General features: G+C 60.5%; 16 protein-coding genes and 1 riboswitch. Of the genes, 11 read left to right on the forward strand and 5 right to left on the reverse strand.

Annotation, left to right across the window (positions count from 1 at the left end; translation table 11 throughout):
- Positions 1–83 precede the first annotated feature (83 nt).
- From KOL70_RS01800 to modC, 4 genes are all read left to right on the forward strand, one after another.
- Positions 84–242 carry an AcrZ family multidrug efflux pump-associated protein gene (locus KOL70_RS01800; RefSeq protein WP_021508511.1) on the forward strand — a complete coding sequence of 53 codons (159 nt, stop codon included), beginning with the start codon at positions 84–86 and terminating at the stop codon, positions 240–242.
- 127 nt (positions 243–369) lie between these two features.
- Positions 370–1,143 (forward strand): molybdate ABC transporter substrate-binding protein, encoded by a 774-nt coding sequence (modA, locus tag KOL70_RS01805; protein ID WP_021508510.1) that lies wholly within the window; start codon positions 370–372, stop codon positions 1,141–1,143.
- A complete protein-coding gene (gene modB, locus KOL70_RS01810) occupies positions 1,140–1,832 on the forward strand; it encodes a molybdate ABC transporter permease subunit (protein WP_104092706.1) in 693 nt (230 codons plus the stop codon). The genes modA and modB overlap by 4 nt, the downstream gene beginning before the upstream one ends.
- Entirely contained in the window at positions 1,832–2,890 is a 1,059-nt protein-coding gene (modC, locus tag KOL70_RS01815) for a molybdenum ABC transporter ATP-binding protein ModC (protein WP_021508508.1), read from the forward strand. The genes modB and modC overlap by 1 nt, the downstream gene beginning before the upstream one ends.
- A gap of 107 nt (positions 2,891–2,997) precedes the next feature.
- Here modC and KOL70_RS01820 read toward each other — a convergent pair whose 3' ends face one another.
- Complete coding sequence (locus KOL70_RS01820; protein ID WP_058757854.1) at positions 2,998–3,816, reverse strand: pyridoxal phosphatase; 819 nt, start codon at positions 3,814–3,816, stop codon at positions 2,998–3,000.
- A gap of 148 nt (positions 3,817–3,964) precedes the next feature.
- On the opposite strand from KOL70_RS01820, the gene pgl reads away from it, so the two are divergent.
- On the forward strand, positions 3,965–4,960 hold the full coding sequence (gene pgl, locus KOL70_RS01825) for a 6-phosphogluconolactonase (RefSeq protein ID WP_215480116.1): 996 nt from the start codon (positions 3,965–3,967) through the stop codon (positions 4,958–4,960).
- Positions 4,961–5,038: 78 nt separating this feature from the next.
- Here pgl and KOL70_RS01830 read toward each other — a convergent pair whose 3' ends face one another.
- A complete protein-coding gene (locus tag KOL70_RS01830) occupies positions 5,039–5,515 on the reverse strand; it encodes a kinase inhibitor (protein ID WP_021508505.1) in 477 nt (158 codons plus the stop codon).
- Positions 5,516–5,582: 67 nt separating this feature from the next.
- Positions 5,583–6,875, reverse strand: a complete 1,293-nt coding sequence (gene bioA / locus KOL70_RS01835; RefSeq protein ID WP_215480117.1) for an adenosylmethionine--8-amino-7-oxononanoate transaminase — start codon at positions 6,873–6,875, stop codon at positions 5,583–5,585.
- A gap of 88 nt (positions 6,876–6,963) precedes the next feature.
- Between bioA and bioB the strand changes: the two genes are divergently transcribed.
- Genes bioB through bioD form a run of 4 tightly spaced genes read left to right on the forward strand, consistent with a single transcriptional unit; the run spans position 6,964 to position 10,551 of the window.
- Positions 6,964–7,995: a biotin synthase BioB gene (bioB, locus tag KOL70_RS01840; protein WP_058757850.1), complete on the forward strand. Its 1,032-nt coding sequence runs from the start codon at positions 6,964–6,966 to the stop codon at positions 7,993–7,995.
- Positions 7,996–9,147, forward strand: coding sequence for an 8-amino-7-oxononanoate synthase (bioF, locus tag KOL70_RS01845; RefSeq protein ID WP_215480118.1), 1,152 nt, complete (start codon positions 7,996–7,998; stop codon positions 9,145–9,147).
- Entirely contained in the window at positions 9,128–9,883 is a 756-nt protein-coding gene (bioC, locus tag KOL70_RS01850; RefSeq protein WP_058757848.1) for a malonyl-ACP O-methyltransferase BioC, read from the forward strand. Before bioF ends, bioC begins: the two co-directional genes overlap by 20 nt.
- Complete coding sequence (gene bioD, locus KOL70_RS01855; protein WP_215480119.1) at positions 9,880–10,551, forward strand: dethiobiotin synthase; 672 nt, start codon at positions 9,880–9,882, stop codon at positions 10,549–10,551. The genes bioC and bioD overlap by 4 nt, the downstream gene beginning before the upstream one ends.
- A gap of 42 nt (positions 10,552–10,593) precedes the next feature.
- On the opposite strand, the gene KOL70_RS01860 is transcribed toward bioD, so the two are convergent.
- Positions 10,594–11,310 (reverse strand): ABC transporter ATP-binding protein, encoded by a 717-nt coding sequence (locus tag KOL70_RS01860; protein WP_021508499.1) that lies wholly within the window; start codon positions 11,308–11,310, stop codon positions 10,594–10,596.
- A 918-nt stretch (positions 11,311–12,228) separates the two neighbouring features.
- On the opposite strand from KOL70_RS01860, the gene uvrB reads away from it, so the two are divergent.
- Positions 12,229–14,250, forward strand: coding sequence for an excinuclease ABC subunit UvrB (gene uvrB / locus KOL70_RS01865; RefSeq protein ID WP_021508497.1), 2,022 nt, complete (start codon positions 12,229–12,231; stop codon positions 14,248–14,250).
- 30 nt (positions 14,251–14,280) lie between these two features.
- Here uvrB and yvcK read toward each other — a convergent pair whose 3' ends face one another.
- On the reverse strand, positions 14,281–15,183 hold the full coding sequence (gene yvcK, locus KOL70_RS01870; protein ID WP_021508496.1) for a uridine diphosphate-N-acetylglucosamine-binding protein YvcK: 903 nt from the start codon (positions 15,181–15,183) through the stop codon (positions 14,281–14,283).
- Between the two features lie 194 nt (positions 15,184–15,377).
- Positions 15,378–15,514, forward strand: a riboswitch (molybdenum cofactor riboswitch).
- Here yvcK and moaA point away from each other — a divergent pair.
- Complete coding sequence (gene moaA / locus KOL70_RS01875; RefSeq protein WP_058781280.1) at positions 15,503–16,489, forward strand: GTP 3',8-cyclase MoaA; 987 nt, start codon at positions 15,503–15,505, stop codon at positions 16,487–16,489. It overlaps the preceding riboswitch by 12 nt.
- Positions 16,490–16,495: the final 6 nt, after the last annotated feature.

The raw sequence follows: 16,495 nt of genomic DNA on the forward strand, positions 1-16,495 counted from the left end.
CCTAAAGTAAAAGCACGAAAAGGGCAGTGCCTTTTTTTCTCCAGCCGTTACAATCACTTTTTTACTCTTTGCGCGAGGTTTCCATGCTGGAACTGTTAAAAAGCCTGGCGGTCGCCATCATCATGGTGCCCATCGTGATGGCGATTATGCTGGGTCTGATTTACGGCCTGGGTGAAGTCTTTAACGTCATCTCTAAATTTGGCCGCCGCGACGACCGTCCCGCCAATAGCTCACACCACTGATTTTTAACGCCCGCACGCTGCGGGCGTTTTGCCCTTAACTTCCCGCCGTTTTTGCCGATATAAAGCTCATGACAGCTTTCAGGCTCGCGTTGTATTATCAACTATATAACGTAACCTGGAGTTCTCTATGCAAAATACGCTTTATCACTGGGCGGCGGCGGCCGTGGTCACCGTGTCGCTGTCGGGTCAGGCGCTGGCGGCGGAGAAAATTACTGTGTTCGCTGCGGCCTCGCTGACTAATGCGATGCAGCAGATTGCCACGCAATATCAGCAAAAAAGCGGCGTTGAAGTGGTATCCTCGTTCGCTTCCTCGTCGACGCTGGCGCGGCAAATCGAGCAGGGCGCCCCGGCGGATCTGTTTATCTCTGCCGATCAGCAGTGGATGGACGATGCGGTGGCGAAAAACAGCGTGATCGGCAGTACGCGCTACACGCTGCTGGGCAACGATCTGGTGCTGGTGGCGGCAAAAAGCGCTAACGCGCAGCCGGTGACCATCAATGCGCAGACCCCATGGCAGAACCTGCTTAAGGGCGAGCGCCTGGCGGTGGGCGATCCGGATCACGTGCCGGCAGGTATTTATGCCAAAGAAGCGCTGCAAAAGCTGGGCGCGTGGGACACGCTGGCTTCACGGCTCGCACCGGCTAACAACGTGCGTGCCGCGCTGGCGCTAGTGGAACGCCGCGAAACGCCGTATGGCATCGTGTACGGTTCCGACGCGGTAGCCAGTGATAAGGTGCAGGTGGTCGGACGCTTCCCCGAAGCGAGTCACAAACCCGTAGAGTACCCGATGGCGGTGGTCAGCGATCACCAGAACGCAGCGGTGCAGGCCTTCTATGACTATCTGCAGGGGCCGGATGCCGCTGCCGTGTTTAAACAGTATGGATTTACGCCGAAGAGATGATACTGAGCGATCCCGAATGGCAGGCCGTATTCCTGAGCCTGAAAGTTTCCTGCGTGGCGGTGCTGTGCAGCCTGCCGTTTGGCATCCTGATGGCGTGGATTCTGGCGCGCTGTCGCTTTCCCGGCAAAACCCTGCTCGATAGCCTGATTCATCTGCCGCTGGTGCTGCCGCCGGTGGTGGTCGGCTATTTGCTGCTGCTGTCGCTCGGGCGGCGCGGCCTGATTGGCAGCTGGCTGTATGACTGGTTCGGCATCACCTTTGCCTTCAGCTGGCGCGGCGCGGTGCTGGCCTCGGCGGTGATGGCGTTTCCGCTGATGGTGCGCGCCATTCGTCTGGCGCTGGAAGCGGTAGACAGCCGGCTGGAACAGGCGGCACGTACCCTGGGCGCGGGCCGCTGGCGGGTGTTTTTCACCATCACACTGCCGCTGACTTTCCCGGGCATCATCGTGGGCACCGTGCTGGCGTTCGCCCGCTCGCTGGGTGAATTTGGCGCCACCATTACCTTTGTCTCCAACATTCCTGGCGAAACCCGCACCATTCCGTCCGCCATGTTTACCCTGATTGAAACGCCCGGCGCGGAAGGCACCGCGGCGCGGCTGTGCGCGGTGGCGATTGCGCTGGCACTGCTGTCACTGGTGGCTTCGGAGCTGCTGGCGCGCTGGGGCCGCAAGCGGCTGGGAGCGGCCTGATGCTGAAAATCAACATTGCGCAACAGCTCGGTGAGCATCAGCTCAACGTCGATGTGGAGATTCCGGCCAGCGGCATCACCGCTATCTTTGGCGTGTCCGGAGCAGGAAAAACCTCATTAATCAATGCTATCAGCGGCCTGACGCAGCCGCAGAGCGGCCAGATTGCGCTTAACGATCGTCTGTTGTTTGACCGCGACAGCGGCATCAATCTGCCGCCGGAAAAACGCCGCATCGGGTACGTGTTTCAGGATGCGCGCCTGTTTCCCCATTATCGCGTGCGCGGCAATCTGCAGTATGGCATGGCGCCTAAAATGAAAGCGCAGTTCGGGGCGCTGGTGACGCTGCTGGGACTGGATGCGCTGCTGGATCGCTATCCGGCCTCGCTGTCGGGGGGTGAAAAGCAGCGCGTGGCGATGGGCCGGGCGCTGCTGAGTGCGCCGGATATCCTGCTGATGGACGAACCGCTGGCGTCGCTCGATCTGCCACGCAAGCGCGAGCTGATGCCCTATTTGCAGAAGCTGGCGAAGCAGGTGGAGATTCCGCTGCTGTACGTGAGCCACAGCCTTGAGGAGATTGTCCAGCTGGCGAATCAGGTACTGGTGCTGGATAACGGTAACGTCAAAGCCTTCGGCGCGCTGGAAAAAGTGTGGGGCAGCAGCGCGATGCGGCCCTGGCTGCCGGCGGCCGAGCGCAGCAGCGTACTGCGCGTGCAGGTGCTGGAGCAGCATCCGGATTACCCGATGACCGCGCTGTCGCTTGGCGATCAGCACATCTGGGTCAGCCGGGTGAATCAGCCGGTGAAAAGCGTACTGCGCATCCGTATCGCCTCGGCGGACGTGTCGCTGGCGCTGCAGCCGCCGCAAAATACCTCGATCCGCAATATCTTACCGGCGCAGGTGGTGGAGCTGCTGGAGCTGGACGACCAGGTCGAAGTGAAACTGCGCATCGGCGTCAGCGAGCTGTGGGCGCGCATTTCACCGTGGGCGCGCGACGAGCTGAATATCCGGCCCGATCAGTGGCTGTATGCGCAGATCAAGAGCGTGTCGATTACCGCGTAACACAAACCGGACGACAGCGCGGTACGTCCGGTCTGCGGATCAGCGCGTTTTTTCGCGCTTTTTTCCGGTCAACCCTACAGATGCCTTGTGCCGCGACCAGCCTGGCGTTACAGCACTTCCTGATAGATCACCTGCGCAATGCCCGGCTCAAGGTTGGTACCGATCACTTTGCGCGCGCGTGCTTTGATGGCGTCATCGGCATTGCCCATCGCCACGCCCAGCCCGGCCTGCTCCAGCATGCTAAGATCGTTGTAATTATCGCCAAACGCCAGCACGTCCTGCATGCTCAGACCCTGGCTCGCCACCCACTGCGCCAGGCGTTTGCCTTTGCTGTTGCCGGCCTGGGCGATGTCGACCTGATCGTGCCACGACCATTCACACGCCAGACCCAGCTCGCGTTCGGTGCGCTCGGCAAACTGCTGCAGCGCGCGGGTATCCGGATGCGACAGGGCAAATTTCCAGATCGACTGCGCGTCGTGCGCCGCCTGCGCCAGGCTCGGCACCTGCACAAACAGCGGGCGCTGCGCTTCCGGCAGCGACTGCGCCCAGTTGAGGGTGCGCGTCACATGGCCGGTCGCTTCCTGGTACAGCATCGCATCATCGACATACAGCAGACCGTGAATATTCTCCTGATCGAGCATCTCAATCACTCGCGCCGCCTGACTTTTCTCCAGCGGATCGGCAGCCAGCACCCGTTGCGCCTGGTAATCGTACAGGTACGTGCCGTTACAGCAGATGGCGGGCGTTGTCAGCTGCAGCGCCTGATAAAACGGGTGAATCGCGCAGTGATGGCGACCGGTGACGATCAGCACCTGAACGCCAGCCTGTTGCGCGCGGGCTAAGGCTTCAAGGGATTCTGGCAGGATGGTTTTGTTTGGGGTTAGCAGGGTGCCGTCGAGGTCAAGGGCGATTACGCGGTAGCTCATTACACTTTCCGTCCGGAGTTAGCAAAGCATTAAGTCTACACCCGCCAGCGGCCCTGAGACAAAAAGCAGGGCACAAATCAGCCCAGCGCGCGGCGGTGAAACGCGCTACAGTTACTGTTTTTCATCAGGCAGCGAATAAGGAAAACGCATGAAACAAGTCGTGTATACCGCCAGTCCCGAGAGCCAGCAGATCCACGCCTGGCAGATGCAGGAAGATGGCGCACTGACGTTATTGCAGGTCACGGATGTGGCCGGCCAGGTGCAGCCGATGGTGGTGAGCCCGAAGAAAGATTTTCTCTATGTCGGCGTGCGTCCGAATTTTCGCGTACTGGCGTACCGCATTGCGGCCGACGGTACGTTAAGCCTGGCCGGTGAAGCGCCGCTGCCGGGCAGCCCGACTCACATTTCTACCGATCGTCAGGGCAACTACCTGTTCTGCGGCTCCTATAACGATGCCTGCGTCAGCATCAGCCCGATTGGCAGCGATGGCCTGCCGCAGGCGCCACTGCAGGTGATTAACGGGCTGGAGGGCTGCCATTCGGCGAATATCGACCTCAGCAACCAGACGCTGTTTGTACCAGCGCTGAAACAGGATCGCATCTGCCTGTATCAGCTGCAGGCGGACGGCACGCTGGCACCGCGCGCGCAGCCGCAGGTGACCACCGTAGAAGGCGCCGGCCCGCGTCATATGGCGTTCCACCCGAACGGCGCCTATGGCTATGTGGTTAACGAACTGGACAGCAACGTCGACGTCTGGGCGCTGAACAATGTTAACGGCCAGGTCGAGCGCGTGCAGAGTCTTGATATCATGCCGCCGGGCTTCAGCGATACGCGCTGGGCAGCGGATATCCATATCACCCCGGACGGTCGCTTCCTGTATGCCTGTGACCGCACCAGCAGCACGCTGACCGTGTTCAGTATCAGTGAGGATGGCTCGGTGCTGACGATTGAAGGTTATCAGCCGACCGAAACTCAGCCGCGTGGCTTTAACATTGATGGCAGCGGTCAGTATCTGGTGGCGGCGGGGCAGAAATCGCATCACATTGAAGTCTATCGCATCGGCGATCGTGGCCTGCTGCAACCGCTGGCGCGTTACGCCGTGGGTCAGGGCCCGATGTGGGTAGTGATTCACGCGCTGGACTGAGGAACGCGCTTCGGTCATGCAGGGTCGCCATCTACGGCGACCTCTGTCAGGGTGCGCAGCGATGCGCACCTTATGTCATCAGGCGTATTTCACCGTGATCGACGCGCTGGCCAGCGCATGGAAGTGCACGTTGAAGCCGACCATCGCGCCGCTGGCACCTTCGTCCACCTCAATTTTCTCCACGTCCAGCGCATGCACCGTAAAGATGTAGCGATGCGATTCGCCCTGCGGCGGCGCTGCACCACCGTAACCGTTCTGGCCGAAATCGGTGCGCGTCTGAATGGCACCCTCCGGCAGTTCCGCCACGCCGGAACCGGCGCCCTGTGACAGCACGGTCACCTCAGCCGGAATATTGGCGACCACCCAGTGCCACCAGCCAGAGCCGGTCGGGGCATCCGGATCGTAGCAGGTCACCACAAAGCTTTTGGTGCCGGCCGGCACTTCATCCCATGCCAGGTGCGGCGACAGATTATCGCCCTGGTAACCCATGCCGTTAAACACGTGGCGCTCGGGCATTTTATCGCCATCGTTAAAATCCTGGCTCACTACGCGCATGATCTCTCCTTTCCTGTTGTGTACTGCTCTCCATGATGGTGGAAAATGGCGGCGAGTGCCAGCGGTGTCAGGGCTGAAAGTGGCCGTCCACCGCCAGTGCAGCGCTTAGCGCCGCCGTCAGCTGCGTCAGCTGTGCGGCAGAAATCAGATAAGGTGGCATCAGGTAAATCAGCTTACCGAACGGGCGAATCCATACGCCGCGTTCCACGAAGAACTGCTGCAGCGCCGCCATGTTCACCGGCTGATGGGTCTCAATCACGCCAATCGCCCCCAGCACGCGCGCATCCGCCACCATCGGATGGCCGCGCAGCGGCAGCAGTTCCGTTCGCAGCTGCTGTTCAATCGCCGCCACCTGCGCCGGCCAGTGCCCTTCGTTAATCAGCTTCAGGCTTTCGACTGCCACCGCACAGGCCAGCGGATTGCCCATAAAGGTCGGACCATGCATAAAGCAGCCTGCCGCGCTGCGGCTGATGGTATCGGCGACGTCGCGCGTGGTCAGGGTGGCGGAGAGCGTCAGGGTGCCGCCGGTCAGCGCTTTGCCGAGGCACAAAATGTCCGGCGTGATGCCGGCGTGTTCGCAGGCAAACAGCTTGCCGCTGCGGCCGAAGCCGGTGGCGATCTCATCGGCGATCAGCAATAAACCGTAGCGATCGCACAGCGCCCGCACCTGTTGCAGATAGCGTGGATGGTAAAAGCGCATGCCGCCGGCACCCTGTACGATAGGTTCCAGAATTACCGCGGCAATGCTGCGATGGTGCTGTTCGGCCAGCCGGGCGAAATCGGCAATATCGTTGTCATCCCAGTCATCGTCAAAGCCACACTGCGGCGCGCGGGCGAACAGATGCTCGGGCAGGTAGCCGCGCCACAGGCTGTGCATGGAGTTTTCCGGATCGCAGACCGACATGGCGGCAAACGTATCGCCGTGATAACCGCGCTGCAGCGTGAGGAATTTCTGCCGCGTCTCTCCGCGACCCAGCCAGTACTGCAGCGCCATTTTCATCGACACTTCGACGGCGATAGAGCCGGAATCGGCGAGGAACACGCACTCCAGCGCCTCGGGCGTCATGGCGATCAGCTGGCGGCTCAGCTCCACGGCTGGCGGATGGGTGATGCCGCCGAACATCACGTGTGACATCTGCGCCATCTGCTGCTGCAACGCCTGATTGAGGCGCGGATGGTTATAGCCGTGGATCGCTGCCCACCACGACGACATGCCGTCGACCAGCTCACGTCCATCGGCCAGCTGCAGCGTGCAGCCGTGCGCGGCCACCACCGGGTAGCACGGCAGCGGATCGCGCATTGAGGTGTAAGGATGCCAGATATGCTGGCGGTCAAAGCGGAGGTCGTCCTGTGTGAACATCTGTCTTGTAAACCATTTTGAAAAGATTTAGTTTACAAGTATAACCACGTTAATCGTCAGGATGAACCCCCTTTTTTTGGAGTAAGCAATGGCTAATCGCTGGACACTGGCTCAGGCTCAGGCGCTATTTGATAAACCTTTTCTCGAGCTGATGTTTGAAGCACAGCAGGTGCACCGCCAGCACTTCGACCCGCGTCAGGTGCAGGTCAGCACGCTGCTGTCGATCAAAACCGGCGCCTGTCCGGAAGACTGTAAATACTGTCCGCAGAGCGCGCGTTACAAAACCGGGCTGGAAACCGAGCGCCTGATGGAGGTGGAAGCGGTGCTGGAATCGGCGCGCAAGGCCAAAGCAGCCGGCTCCAGCCGCTTCTGCATGGGCGCGGCGTGGAAAAACCCGCACGAGCGCGACATGCCGTACCTTGAGCAGATGGTGCAGGGCGTGAAAGCCATGGGCATGGAAACCTGCATGACGCTGGGAACGCTTGACCACGATCAGGCGCAGCGGCTGGCCAGCGCCGGGCTCGATTTTTACAACCATAACCTCGACACCTCGCCGGAGTTTTACGGCAGCATCATCACCACCCGTACCTATCAGGAGCGTCTTGATACGCTGGATAAAGTGCGCAACGCCGGTATCAAAGTGTGTTCAGGCGGCATTGTCGGGCTGGGCGAAACGGTCAACGACCGCGCCGGATTGCTGGTGCAGCTGGCCAACCTGCCCACGCCGCCGGAGAGCGTGCCGATTAACATGCTGGTGAAAGTCAAAGGCACGCCGCTGGCGGATAACGATGACGTCGAGCCGTTCGACTTTATCCGCACCATTGCCGTGGCGCGCATCATGATGCCGACCTCGCACGTGCGTCTGTCGGCCGGTCGCGAGCAGATGAGCGAACAGACCCAGGCGATGTGCTTCATGGCGGGTGCCAACTCGATTTTCTACGGCTGCAAGCTGCTGACCACGCCGAACCCGGAAGAGGACAAAGATCTGATCCTGTTCCGCAAGCTGGGCCTGAATCCGGAGCACACCGCAACGACTGCGGGCGATAACGAACAGCAGCATCAGCTCAGCGAGCAGTTGCTGCACGCCGACAGCGCGCAGTTCTATAACGCGGCCGTGTAAATGTGGTCTGAACGTATTGCGCAGGCGCTGACGGCGCAGCGTACCGCCGACGGCTGGCGGCAGCGGCGGCGCATTGAGCACAACAGCGTGCGTGAAATTACCCTCGACGGGCAGCGCTATCGCCACTTCTCCAGTAATGATTACCTCGGCCTGAGCCAGCATCCGGCGGTGATGGCCGCCTGGCAGCAGGGCGTGCGCGAGGCAGGCGTCGGTGCCGGGGCTTCCGGCCACGTCACCGGCTACAGCCGTCACCATGCGCAGCTGGAGCAGCAGCTGGCGTCCTGGCTCGGCTACCCGCGCGCGCTGCTGTTTATCTCCGGCTTTGCCGCCAACCAGGCAGTAATCCATCTGCTGGCGCAAAAGTCGGATCGCATTATCGCTGACAAACTGGCGCACGCCTCGCTGCTGGATGCCGCCAGCCACAGTCCGGCAACGCTGCGCCGTTTTGCCCACAACCAGCCGGCCAGCCTGGCGAAGCTGCTGGCGACGCGCGCGGAAGGCGGCACGCTGGTGGTGACCGAGGGCGTATTCAGCATGGATGGCGACAGTGCGCCGCTGGCTGAACTTGCCGCCGAAACCCGGCGCGCGGGCGGCTGGCTGCTGGTGGACGATGCGCACGGCATTGGCGTCACCGGTGAGCAGGGGCGCGGCAGCTGCTGGCAGCAGCAGGTGAAACCGGAGTTGCTGGTGGTGACCTTTGGTAAAGGCTTTGGCGTCAGCGGCGCCGCGCTGCTGTGTGATGACGCCACCGCAGATTACGTCGAGCAATTCTCGCGCCATTTAATCTATTCCACCGCCATGCCGCCGGCGCAGTGCTGTGCGCTGCTGGCGGCGCTGGCGCAGATCCAGCAGGGCGACGCGTTGCGCGCGCGGTTACAGCAAAATATTGCCCGCTTTCGCGCGGGCGCGGCGCAGTTGCCGTGGCAGCTGATGGCTTCTGACAGCGCCATTCAGCCGCTGATCGTTGGCGAAAACCGTACCGCGCTGGCGCTGTCACAGCGGCTGGCGCAGGCCGGTTGCTGGGTGAGCGCGATCCGGCCACCAACGGTGCCGCCGGGTACCGCGCGGCTGCGTATTACGCTCACCGCGGCGCATCATCCCGAAGATATCGACGCGTTGCTGGAGGCACTGTATGACGCTGCAGGTGAATAAACAGGCGGTGGCGCAGGCATTTGGCCGGGCGGCCGCGCATTACGAACAGCATGCTCAGCTGCAGCGCCAGAGCGGCGAGGCGCTGCTGGCGCTGGCGCCGGCCGGATTTGGCCCGCAGCTGCTGGATGCCGGCTGCGGCACCGGCTGGTTCAGCCGCTACTGGCGCGATCGCGGTCGCCAGGTCTGCGCGCTGGATCTGTCACCGGCGATGCTGCAGGCGGCACGCGAACAGCACTCGGCGCACGACTATTTACAGGGCGATATCGACCAGTTACCGCTGGCGGATAACAGCGTCGACGGCGTCTGGAGCAACCTGGCGGTGCAGTGGAGCAGCGATCTGCGCACCGCGCTGCTGCAGTTTCTGCGCGTGACGCGCCCGGGCGGCAGCGTGCTGTTCTCTACGCTGCTCGACGGCTCGCTGCAGGAGGTGCACCAGGCGTGGGCGCAGATCGATGGTCGGCGTCACGCCAATCGCTTCCTCAGCGGCGATGCCTTTGCCCTGGCGACCGCGGGCCTGCCGCTGCGCAGCCAGACGCAGATCGTCACGCTGCACTTCCCCAGCGCGCTCAGCGCCATGCGCTCGCTAAAAGGCATCGGCGCGACGCACCTGCACGATGGGCGACACGCGGCCCTGCTGACGCGCCCGCAGCTGGCGCAGCTGGAGCAGCACTGGCCGCAGGATGCGCACGGCTATCGTCTCAGTTATCACCTGATGTATGGAGTTTTACAAAAATGACACGCTGGTTTATTACCGGAACTGACACCGAAGTGGGCAAAACAGTCGCCAGCGGCGCCCTGTTGCAGGCGGCCAGCGCTGCGGGATTACGCACTGCCGGCTACAAACCGGTGGCCTCCGGCTGCGAGGTCACGCCCGACGGTGTGCGCAACAGCGACGCGCTGGCGCTGCAGCGCTACAGCAGCCTGGCGCTGAGCTATGAGCAGGTGAACCCGCTGGCGTTCATCGAACCGACGTCGCCGCATATCGTCAGCGCGGAAGAGGGCAGACCGATTGAATTTGCGCAGCTCTCCGCTGGCTTACGCGCGCTGGAGCAGCAGGCTGAATGGGTGCTGGTGGAAGGCGCAGGCGGCTGGTTCACGCCGCTGTCCGCGACGCAAACCTACGCCGACTGGGTCGCCGCCGAGCAGCTGCCGGTGATTCTGGTGGTCGGCGTGAAGCTCGGCTGCATCAACCACGCCATGCTGACGGCGGAGGCGGTGAAGGCGCGCGGGTTGCGCCTCGCCGGCTGGATTGCCAATGACGTTCAGCCGCCGGGTAAGCGACATGCGGAATATCTGGCGACGCTGCAACAGCGCATTGCGGCCCCGTTCCTCGGTGAGATTCCGTGGCTGAGCAGCGCGGCACAGCAGGCCGACTGTGGCCGTTACCTTACCCTGCCAGAGTAAATGGCGCGGCGGCGCAGCACTCTGCGCCGCAGGCTACCGACGCTAGGTGGCCGTTAACCACTTACTCACCGTTACATCATCCAGCTGCGCCACGCTGCCCTGCGCCACGTTGCGGCCGCGATGCAGCAGCAGAAAATAGTCCGCCACGCGGCGAATGAACGACACATGCTGTTCCAGCAGCAGAATCGTCAGGCCATAGTCGCGGTTCAGGCGGCGAATCAGATTCCCCATCTCCTCCTCCAGCCACGGCGACATGCCTTCGGTGGGTTCATCGAGGATCAATAGTTTCGGCTGCAGCACCAGCGCGCGCGCCAGGGCCAGCTGCTGCTGCTGATCCATCGGCAGTTCGCCGCTGCGCTGATGACGCAGCGAGTAGAGCGCCGGAAACAGATCGAATACCATCTCGGGAATGGCGCGGCTGCGATCATCCTGTGCCGCCATCAGCGCAATCAGCAGGTTATCTTCCACGCTCATCTGGGAAAAGATGTGGCGTCCCTGTGGTACGTAGCCGATGCCCATGCGCGCGCGTTGCTCAGCAGGCTGCAGCAGCAGGTTTTCCGGCGGCGCGCCGTCTTCCTGCCAGGTCATCGATCCACTATTAATGGGCAGACGACCCATAATACAGTTCACCAGCGTGGTTTTGCCCATCCCCGGGCTGCCCAGCACGCCGGTGCAGGTGCCTGGCGGCAGATCGAGATCCACATCCCATAAAATATGGTTCTGACCGTAAAATTGATTCACCGAACGTAAACTCAGCATCTGACATTCTCCTTCCAGATTATTCGCCTGAATGCTCCCGCTCTGTGTCGTCTGGCATACAGTCATGCACAATGGCTATTGGGACACTGCTGTCGCCGGCGGCGCTTGTTCATCCTGCCGGCATGGACTCGTCACTCCACCGTTAATTCACTGCAATTCTCAGGCCAGGTCCGCCAAAGCAGCCTCAACCGGGATAAAAGGCAGCGAAACTCGCCATAATTGATGAGAAAAGCTTAACAATTGCCCGCAGTAATAACTCGCCTGCACTTTGACGGTGCTGACTGCTTAACGTTTCTGGTGCATCTGTGCTGTCATAAGGCAGGGACTGAAGAAATAAGTGGCCTTAACGCTGGGCTTTTTCCCGTTACGGCACGATGGGGTACGCCAAAAGAATAGTTAAAGCCGCACGGGATGATGGAAAAATAATCGCAAAAAAATTTTTTTCGCACGGCAGGATAAGCGAGGGGAAAATTATACACAGCCGATGGACGTGGGGCTGGATTCAGTTATCCACTATTCCTGTGGATAACCTTGTGCATTAGCGACTGAAAACCGGGCGCAAGCGAGGAAATACGCGGGTTGCATACATAATGCTGCGAAACTGGGCTTTTGAGTCAATCTCTTTTAAATCAGCAGGTTATTTAAAAGCAAGCCTGAGAATTGTCTGGCTTGTCATCAGACTGCAATTTAATGACGCTCTATTGACAATTGTTAAAAGCGTTGCTCGTCTGGGGATAACCTTGCGCAACAAACGCTTCCGGATTACCGCATAAATTACGCTGAAGCGAATCGCGGCATCTCCCCATCATCGTGCAGTATATCTGTAATTATATCCAGTATTTTTTTCTGGCAAAATCGCTATAGCAGAGTAGAATTACCAGCCTGCCCGCCGACTTCTTCAGCAGGAACCGTAATACCATGAGTAAAGCCTTTAAACTCAACTCCGCTTTCAAACCTTCAGGCGATCAGCCTGAGGCGATTCGTCGCCTTGAAGAAGGGCTGGAGGATGGACTGGCGCACCAGACGCTGCTGGGGGTTACCGGTTCAGGAAAAACTTTTACCATCGCTAACGTCATTGCCGATCTCAACCGGCCGACCATGGTAATGGCACCGAATAAAACGCTGGCGGCACAGCTGTATGGCGAGATGAAAGAGTTCTTCCCGGATAACGCCGTCGAGTTCTTCGTCTCCTACTACGACTACTATCAGCCGGAAGCGTACGTGCCCAGTTCGGATACCTTCATCGAGAAAGATGCAGCGGTAAACGAGCACATCGAGCAGATGCGTCTCTCTGCCACTAAAGCGATGCTGGAGCGCCGCGACGTGATTGTGGTGGCGTCGGTTTCTGCTATCTACGGCCTGGGCGATCCCGATCTCTACCTGAAAATGATGCTGCATTTGACGCGCGGCATGATCATCGACCAGCGCAGCATCCTGCGCCGCCTCGCAGAACTGCAGTACACTCGCAACGATCAGGTTTTCCAGCGCGGCACCTTCCGCGTGCGCGGCGAAGTGATCGATATCTTCCCGGCGGAATCCGATGACATTGGTCTGCGCGTTGAACTGTTTGATGAAGAGGTTGAGCGCCTGTCGCTGTTCGACCCGCTGACCGGCCAGGTGATCTCGGTGATTCCGCGTTTCACCATCTACCCGAAAACGCACTACGTCACGCCGCGCGAGCGTATTCTGCAGGCGATGGAAGAGATCAAGGATGAGCTGGCGGTGCGGCGCAAAGTGCTGCTGGAGAACAACAAACTGCTGGAAGAGCAGCGCATCACCCAGCGCACCCAGTTCGACCTCGAAATGATGAATGAACTCGGCTACTGCTCGGGCATTGAAAACTATTCGCGCTATCTCTCCGGACGCGGACCGGGCGAGCCACCGCCGACGCTGTTTGATTACCTGCCGGCGGATGGCCTGCTGGTGGTCGATGAATCCCACGTGACTATTCCGCAGATTGGCGGCATGTATCGCGGTGATCGCGCGCGTAAAGAGACACTGGTGGAGTACGGTTTCCGCCTGCCGTCGGCGCTGGACAACCGTCCGCTGCGCTTTGAAGAGTTTGAAGCGCTGGCACCGCAGACCATTTATGTCTCGGCCACGCCAGGTAACTACGAGCTGGAGAAATCGGGCGGCGACGTCATCGATCAGGTGGTGCGGCCTACCGGTCTGCTCGATCCGATTCTTGAGGTGCGTCCGGTGGCGACCCAGGTCGACGATCTGCTGTCGGAGATCCGTAAGCGCGTCGAAATCAACGAGCGCGTGCTGGTCACCACGCTGACCAAGCGCATGGCCGAAGACCTCACCGAGTATCTTGAAGAGCACGGCGAGAAGGTGCGTTATCTGCACTCCGACATTGATACCGTTGAACGTATGGAGATCATTCGCGATCTACGTCTCGGGGAGTTTGACGTGCTGGTGGGGATCAACCTGCTGCGCGAAGGGCTGGATATGCCGGAAGTGTCGCTGGTGGCGATTCTTGACGCCGATAAAGAGGGCTTCCTGCGCTCCGAGCGCTCGCTGATTCAGACCATCGGACGCGCGGCGCGTAACGTCAACGGCAGAGCGATTCTCTACGCAGATAAGATCACGCCGTCGATGGCGCGGGCGATGGAAGAGACCGAGCGCCGCCGCGAGAAGCAGCAGCGTTATAACGAAGAGCGGGGCATTGTGCCGCAGGGCCTGAACAAGAAAATCACCGATATTCTTGAGCTGGGCAAAAACGTGGTGAAAACGCGCGGCAAAGGCAAAACGGCTTCACGCACTGCCGCCGAGGCTGAGGCCAGCTATCTGGCGCTCACGCCCCAGGCCATGCAGAAGAAGATCCACGAGCTGGAAGGGCAGATGCAGCAGCACGCGCAGAACCTGGAGTTCGAAGAGGCCGCGCGGGTGCGCGACCAGCTACACGAGCTGCGTGAACTGTTTATCGCCGCCTCTTAATCTGAAACCGGCGGTCGCGTTGCGCGCCGGCTAAACCGCCTGAATGGCATGTTCCAGCGCGCGGCGCAGCAGCTGGCGGTCGTGACGATAGCGGATATCGGCGGCTTCCAGCGGTTCGCGCACGATCAACCGCTCAGTGACGCCGCGCGTGTCTGCTGACGGGCCGACCACCACGGCGTCAATCACCCGTTTGCCAATGGCTTTTTCCATCATCGCCAGCTTGTCGGCGACCGTCAGGCTGGCCGCCGCCGGACTCAGTTCGCGCCCGAGATTTCCGATGAACACCATGGTGGCGGGCGTCCGGCGCAGCGCGCGTGCCATCTCCTCCATCAGCAGAATCGGCATCAGGCTGGTGTAAAAACTGCCAGGACCAATCAGGATCAAATCGGCCTCGGCGACGGCGTCCAGCGCTTCACGCGTCGGCACCACATTAGGGTGCAGCATCAGCTCTTCCGGCGCCTGCTTCATTTCGTCAATCGCCGTTTCACCGTACACCATATTGCCTTCGCTATCCTGCGCGACCAGGTCCACCGGCTGTTCCGACATCGGAATCAGAAACGCATCCACCTTCAGCAGGTTGCGGATAATGTTGATGGCTTCCAGCGGACGCACGCTGAGGTGATCGAGCGCTTTCAGGATCAGATTGCCCAGATTATGCCCGGCCAGTTCGCCGTTGCCGGTAAAGCGATACTCGAACATGGCAGAGGCCACGCTGGGTTCGGTGATCAGCTGGTTAATGCAGTTGCGCATGTCGCCCCAGGCAATGCCGCCTTCTGAACGGCGTATGCGGCCAGTGGATCCGCCGTTGTCGGTGGTGGTGACGATGCCGGTCAGGCGTGAGCCCAGCGGCGCCAGCGCCGACATCACGCGGCCAAGGCCGTGGCCGCCGCCGAGTGCCACCACGCGATCCAAATCTGCCAGGGTACGATTCATGCTGCTCCTTAAAGCGCCGCACGTGAGGTGCAGACGGCGTTCAACTGATGTGTATCAATATCTGTCGCGCATTTTACCGTATCCTGTCGCGAAAATGCGGTGAAATAACGTTATGTATCAATATATATAGCGATAAATGCCGATGGATGCGAGCGTCAAATCGCGCTACCATTTGCTTTAACCGTGTTGTCCACAATGACAACAGACTCCCAAGCCTTGCGTTCCTAAGTCGTGTGATATGGATGCCTGGCCGCAGCCGCGAGCTGCCAGGGTGCAGAAAGAAATGACTGCATCTCCCGTACTTTGGAAAGGTGTTCAGGTGCCACAATTTACAGATGCCTATGCGCGCAGCTTTTATTATCTGCGCCTGTCGGTCACGGATGTGTGTAACTTCCGTTGTACCTACTGCCTGCCCGACGGCTACCGGCCGAACGGCGTGCACAACAAAAGTTTTCTCTCGCTGGATGAGATTCGTCGCGTGACGCGTGCCTTTGCGGCGGCGGGCACCGAAAAAGTGCGCCTGACCGGCGGCGAACCCTCGATGCGGCGCGACTTCACCGATATCATTGCCGCCGTGCGCGACAACGCGGCAATCCGCCAGATCGCCATGACCACCAATGGCTACCGCATGGCGCGCGACGTCGGCGCCTGGCGTGCGGCAGGCCTCACCCATATCAATGTCAGCGTCGACAGCCTCGACGCACGGCAGTTTCACGCCATTACCGGGCAGAACAAGTTTCACGAAGTCATGGCGGGGATTGATGCGGCCTTTGATGCCGGTTTCAGCACCGTCAAAGTCAACAGCGTGCTGATGCGCGACGTCAACAGCCACAATCTGGAGACCTTTCTGGCGTGGATCCGCACCCGGCCGATTCAGCTGCGCTTTATCGAGCTGATGGAAACCGGCGAGGGCGGCGATCTGTTCCGCCGTCATCATGTGTCCGGCGAGGTGATCCGCGATCAGCTGATCATGCAGGGCTGGCAGCGCCAGCCGCGCGGCCGCAGCGATGGCCCGGCCCAGGTGTTCCGCCATCCGGATTATCAGGGTGAAGTTGGCCTGATCATGCCGTATGAAAAAGATTTCTGCGCCAGCTGTAATCGCCTGCGCGTATCGGCGATCGGTAACCTGCATCTGTGCCTGTTTGGCGACGGCGGCGTGCCGCTGCGCGACCTGCTGGCTTCAGACGATCAGCAGGCCGAGCTGCAGGCGCGCATCGCCCACAGCCTCGGGCAGAAGAAGCAGACGCATTTCCTGCATCAGGGCAATACCGGCATCACGCAGAACCTCTCCTTCATTGGTGGCTAAACACAG

Origin of the sequence: Pantoea sp. B270 (assembly GCF_018726825.1) — a bacterium.
Classification (GTDB): Bacteria; Pseudomonadota; Gammaproteobacteria; order Enterobacterales; family Enterobacteriaceae; genus Pantoea; species Pantoea dispersa.

Excerpts from the sequence above, each read along its gene's own strand:
- KOL70_RS01800 (WP_021508511.1), top strand. The coding sequence starts at position 84 with ATGCTGGAACTGTTAAAAAGCCTGGCGGTCGCCATCATCATGGTGCCC.
- modA (WP_021508510.1), top strand. The coding sequence starts at position 370 with ATGCAAAATACGCTTTATCACTGGGCGGCGGCGGCCGTGGTCACCGTG.
- modB (WP_104092706.1), top strand. The coding sequence starts at position 1,140 with ATGATACTGAGCGATCCCGAATGGCAGGCCGTATTCCTGAGCCTGAAA.
- modC (WP_021508508.1), top strand. The coding sequence starts at position 1,832 with ATGCTGAAAATCAACATTGCGCAACAGCTCGGTGAGCATCAGCTCAAC.
- KOL70_RS01820 (WP_058757854.1), bottom strand. The coding sequence starts at position 3,816 with ATGAGCTACCGCGTAATCGCCCTTGACCTCGACGGCACCCTGCTAACC.
- pgl (WP_215480116.1), top strand. The coding sequence starts at position 3,965 with ATGAAACAAGTCGTGTATACCGCCAGTCCCGAGAGCCAGCAGATCCAC.
- KOL70_RS01830 (WP_021508505.1), bottom strand. The coding sequence starts at position 5,515 with ATGCGCGTAGTGAGCCAGGATTTTAACGATGGCGATAAAATGCCCGAG.
- bioA (WP_215480117.1), bottom strand. The coding sequence starts at position 6,875 with ATGTTCACACAGGACGACCTCCGCTTTGACCGCCAGCATATCTGGCAT.
- bioB (WP_058757850.1), top strand. The coding sequence starts at position 6,964 with ATGGCTAATCGCTGGACACTGGCTCAGGCTCAGGCGCTATTTGATAAA.
- bioF (WP_215480118.1), top strand. The coding sequence starts at position 7,996 with ATGTGGTCTGAACGTATTGCGCAGGCGCTGACGGCGCAGCGTACCGCC.
- bioC (WP_058757848.1), top strand. The coding sequence starts at position 9,128 with ATGACGCTGCAGGTGAATAAACAGGCGGTGGCGCAGGCATTTGGCCGG.
- bioD (WP_215480119.1), top strand. The coding sequence starts at position 9,880 with ATGACACGCTGGTTTATTACCGGAACTGACACCGAAGTGGGCAAAACA.
- KOL70_RS01860 (WP_021508499.1), bottom strand. The coding sequence starts at position 11,310 with ATGCTGAGTTTACGTTCGGTGAATCAATTTTACGGTCAGAACCATATT.
- uvrB (WP_021508497.1), top strand. The coding sequence starts at position 12,229 with ATGAGTAAAGCCTTTAAACTCAACTCCGCTTTCAAACCTTCAGGCGAT.
- yvcK (WP_021508496.1), bottom strand. The coding sequence starts at position 15,183 with ATGAATCGTACCCTGGCAGATTTGGATCGCGTGGTGGCACTCGGCGGC.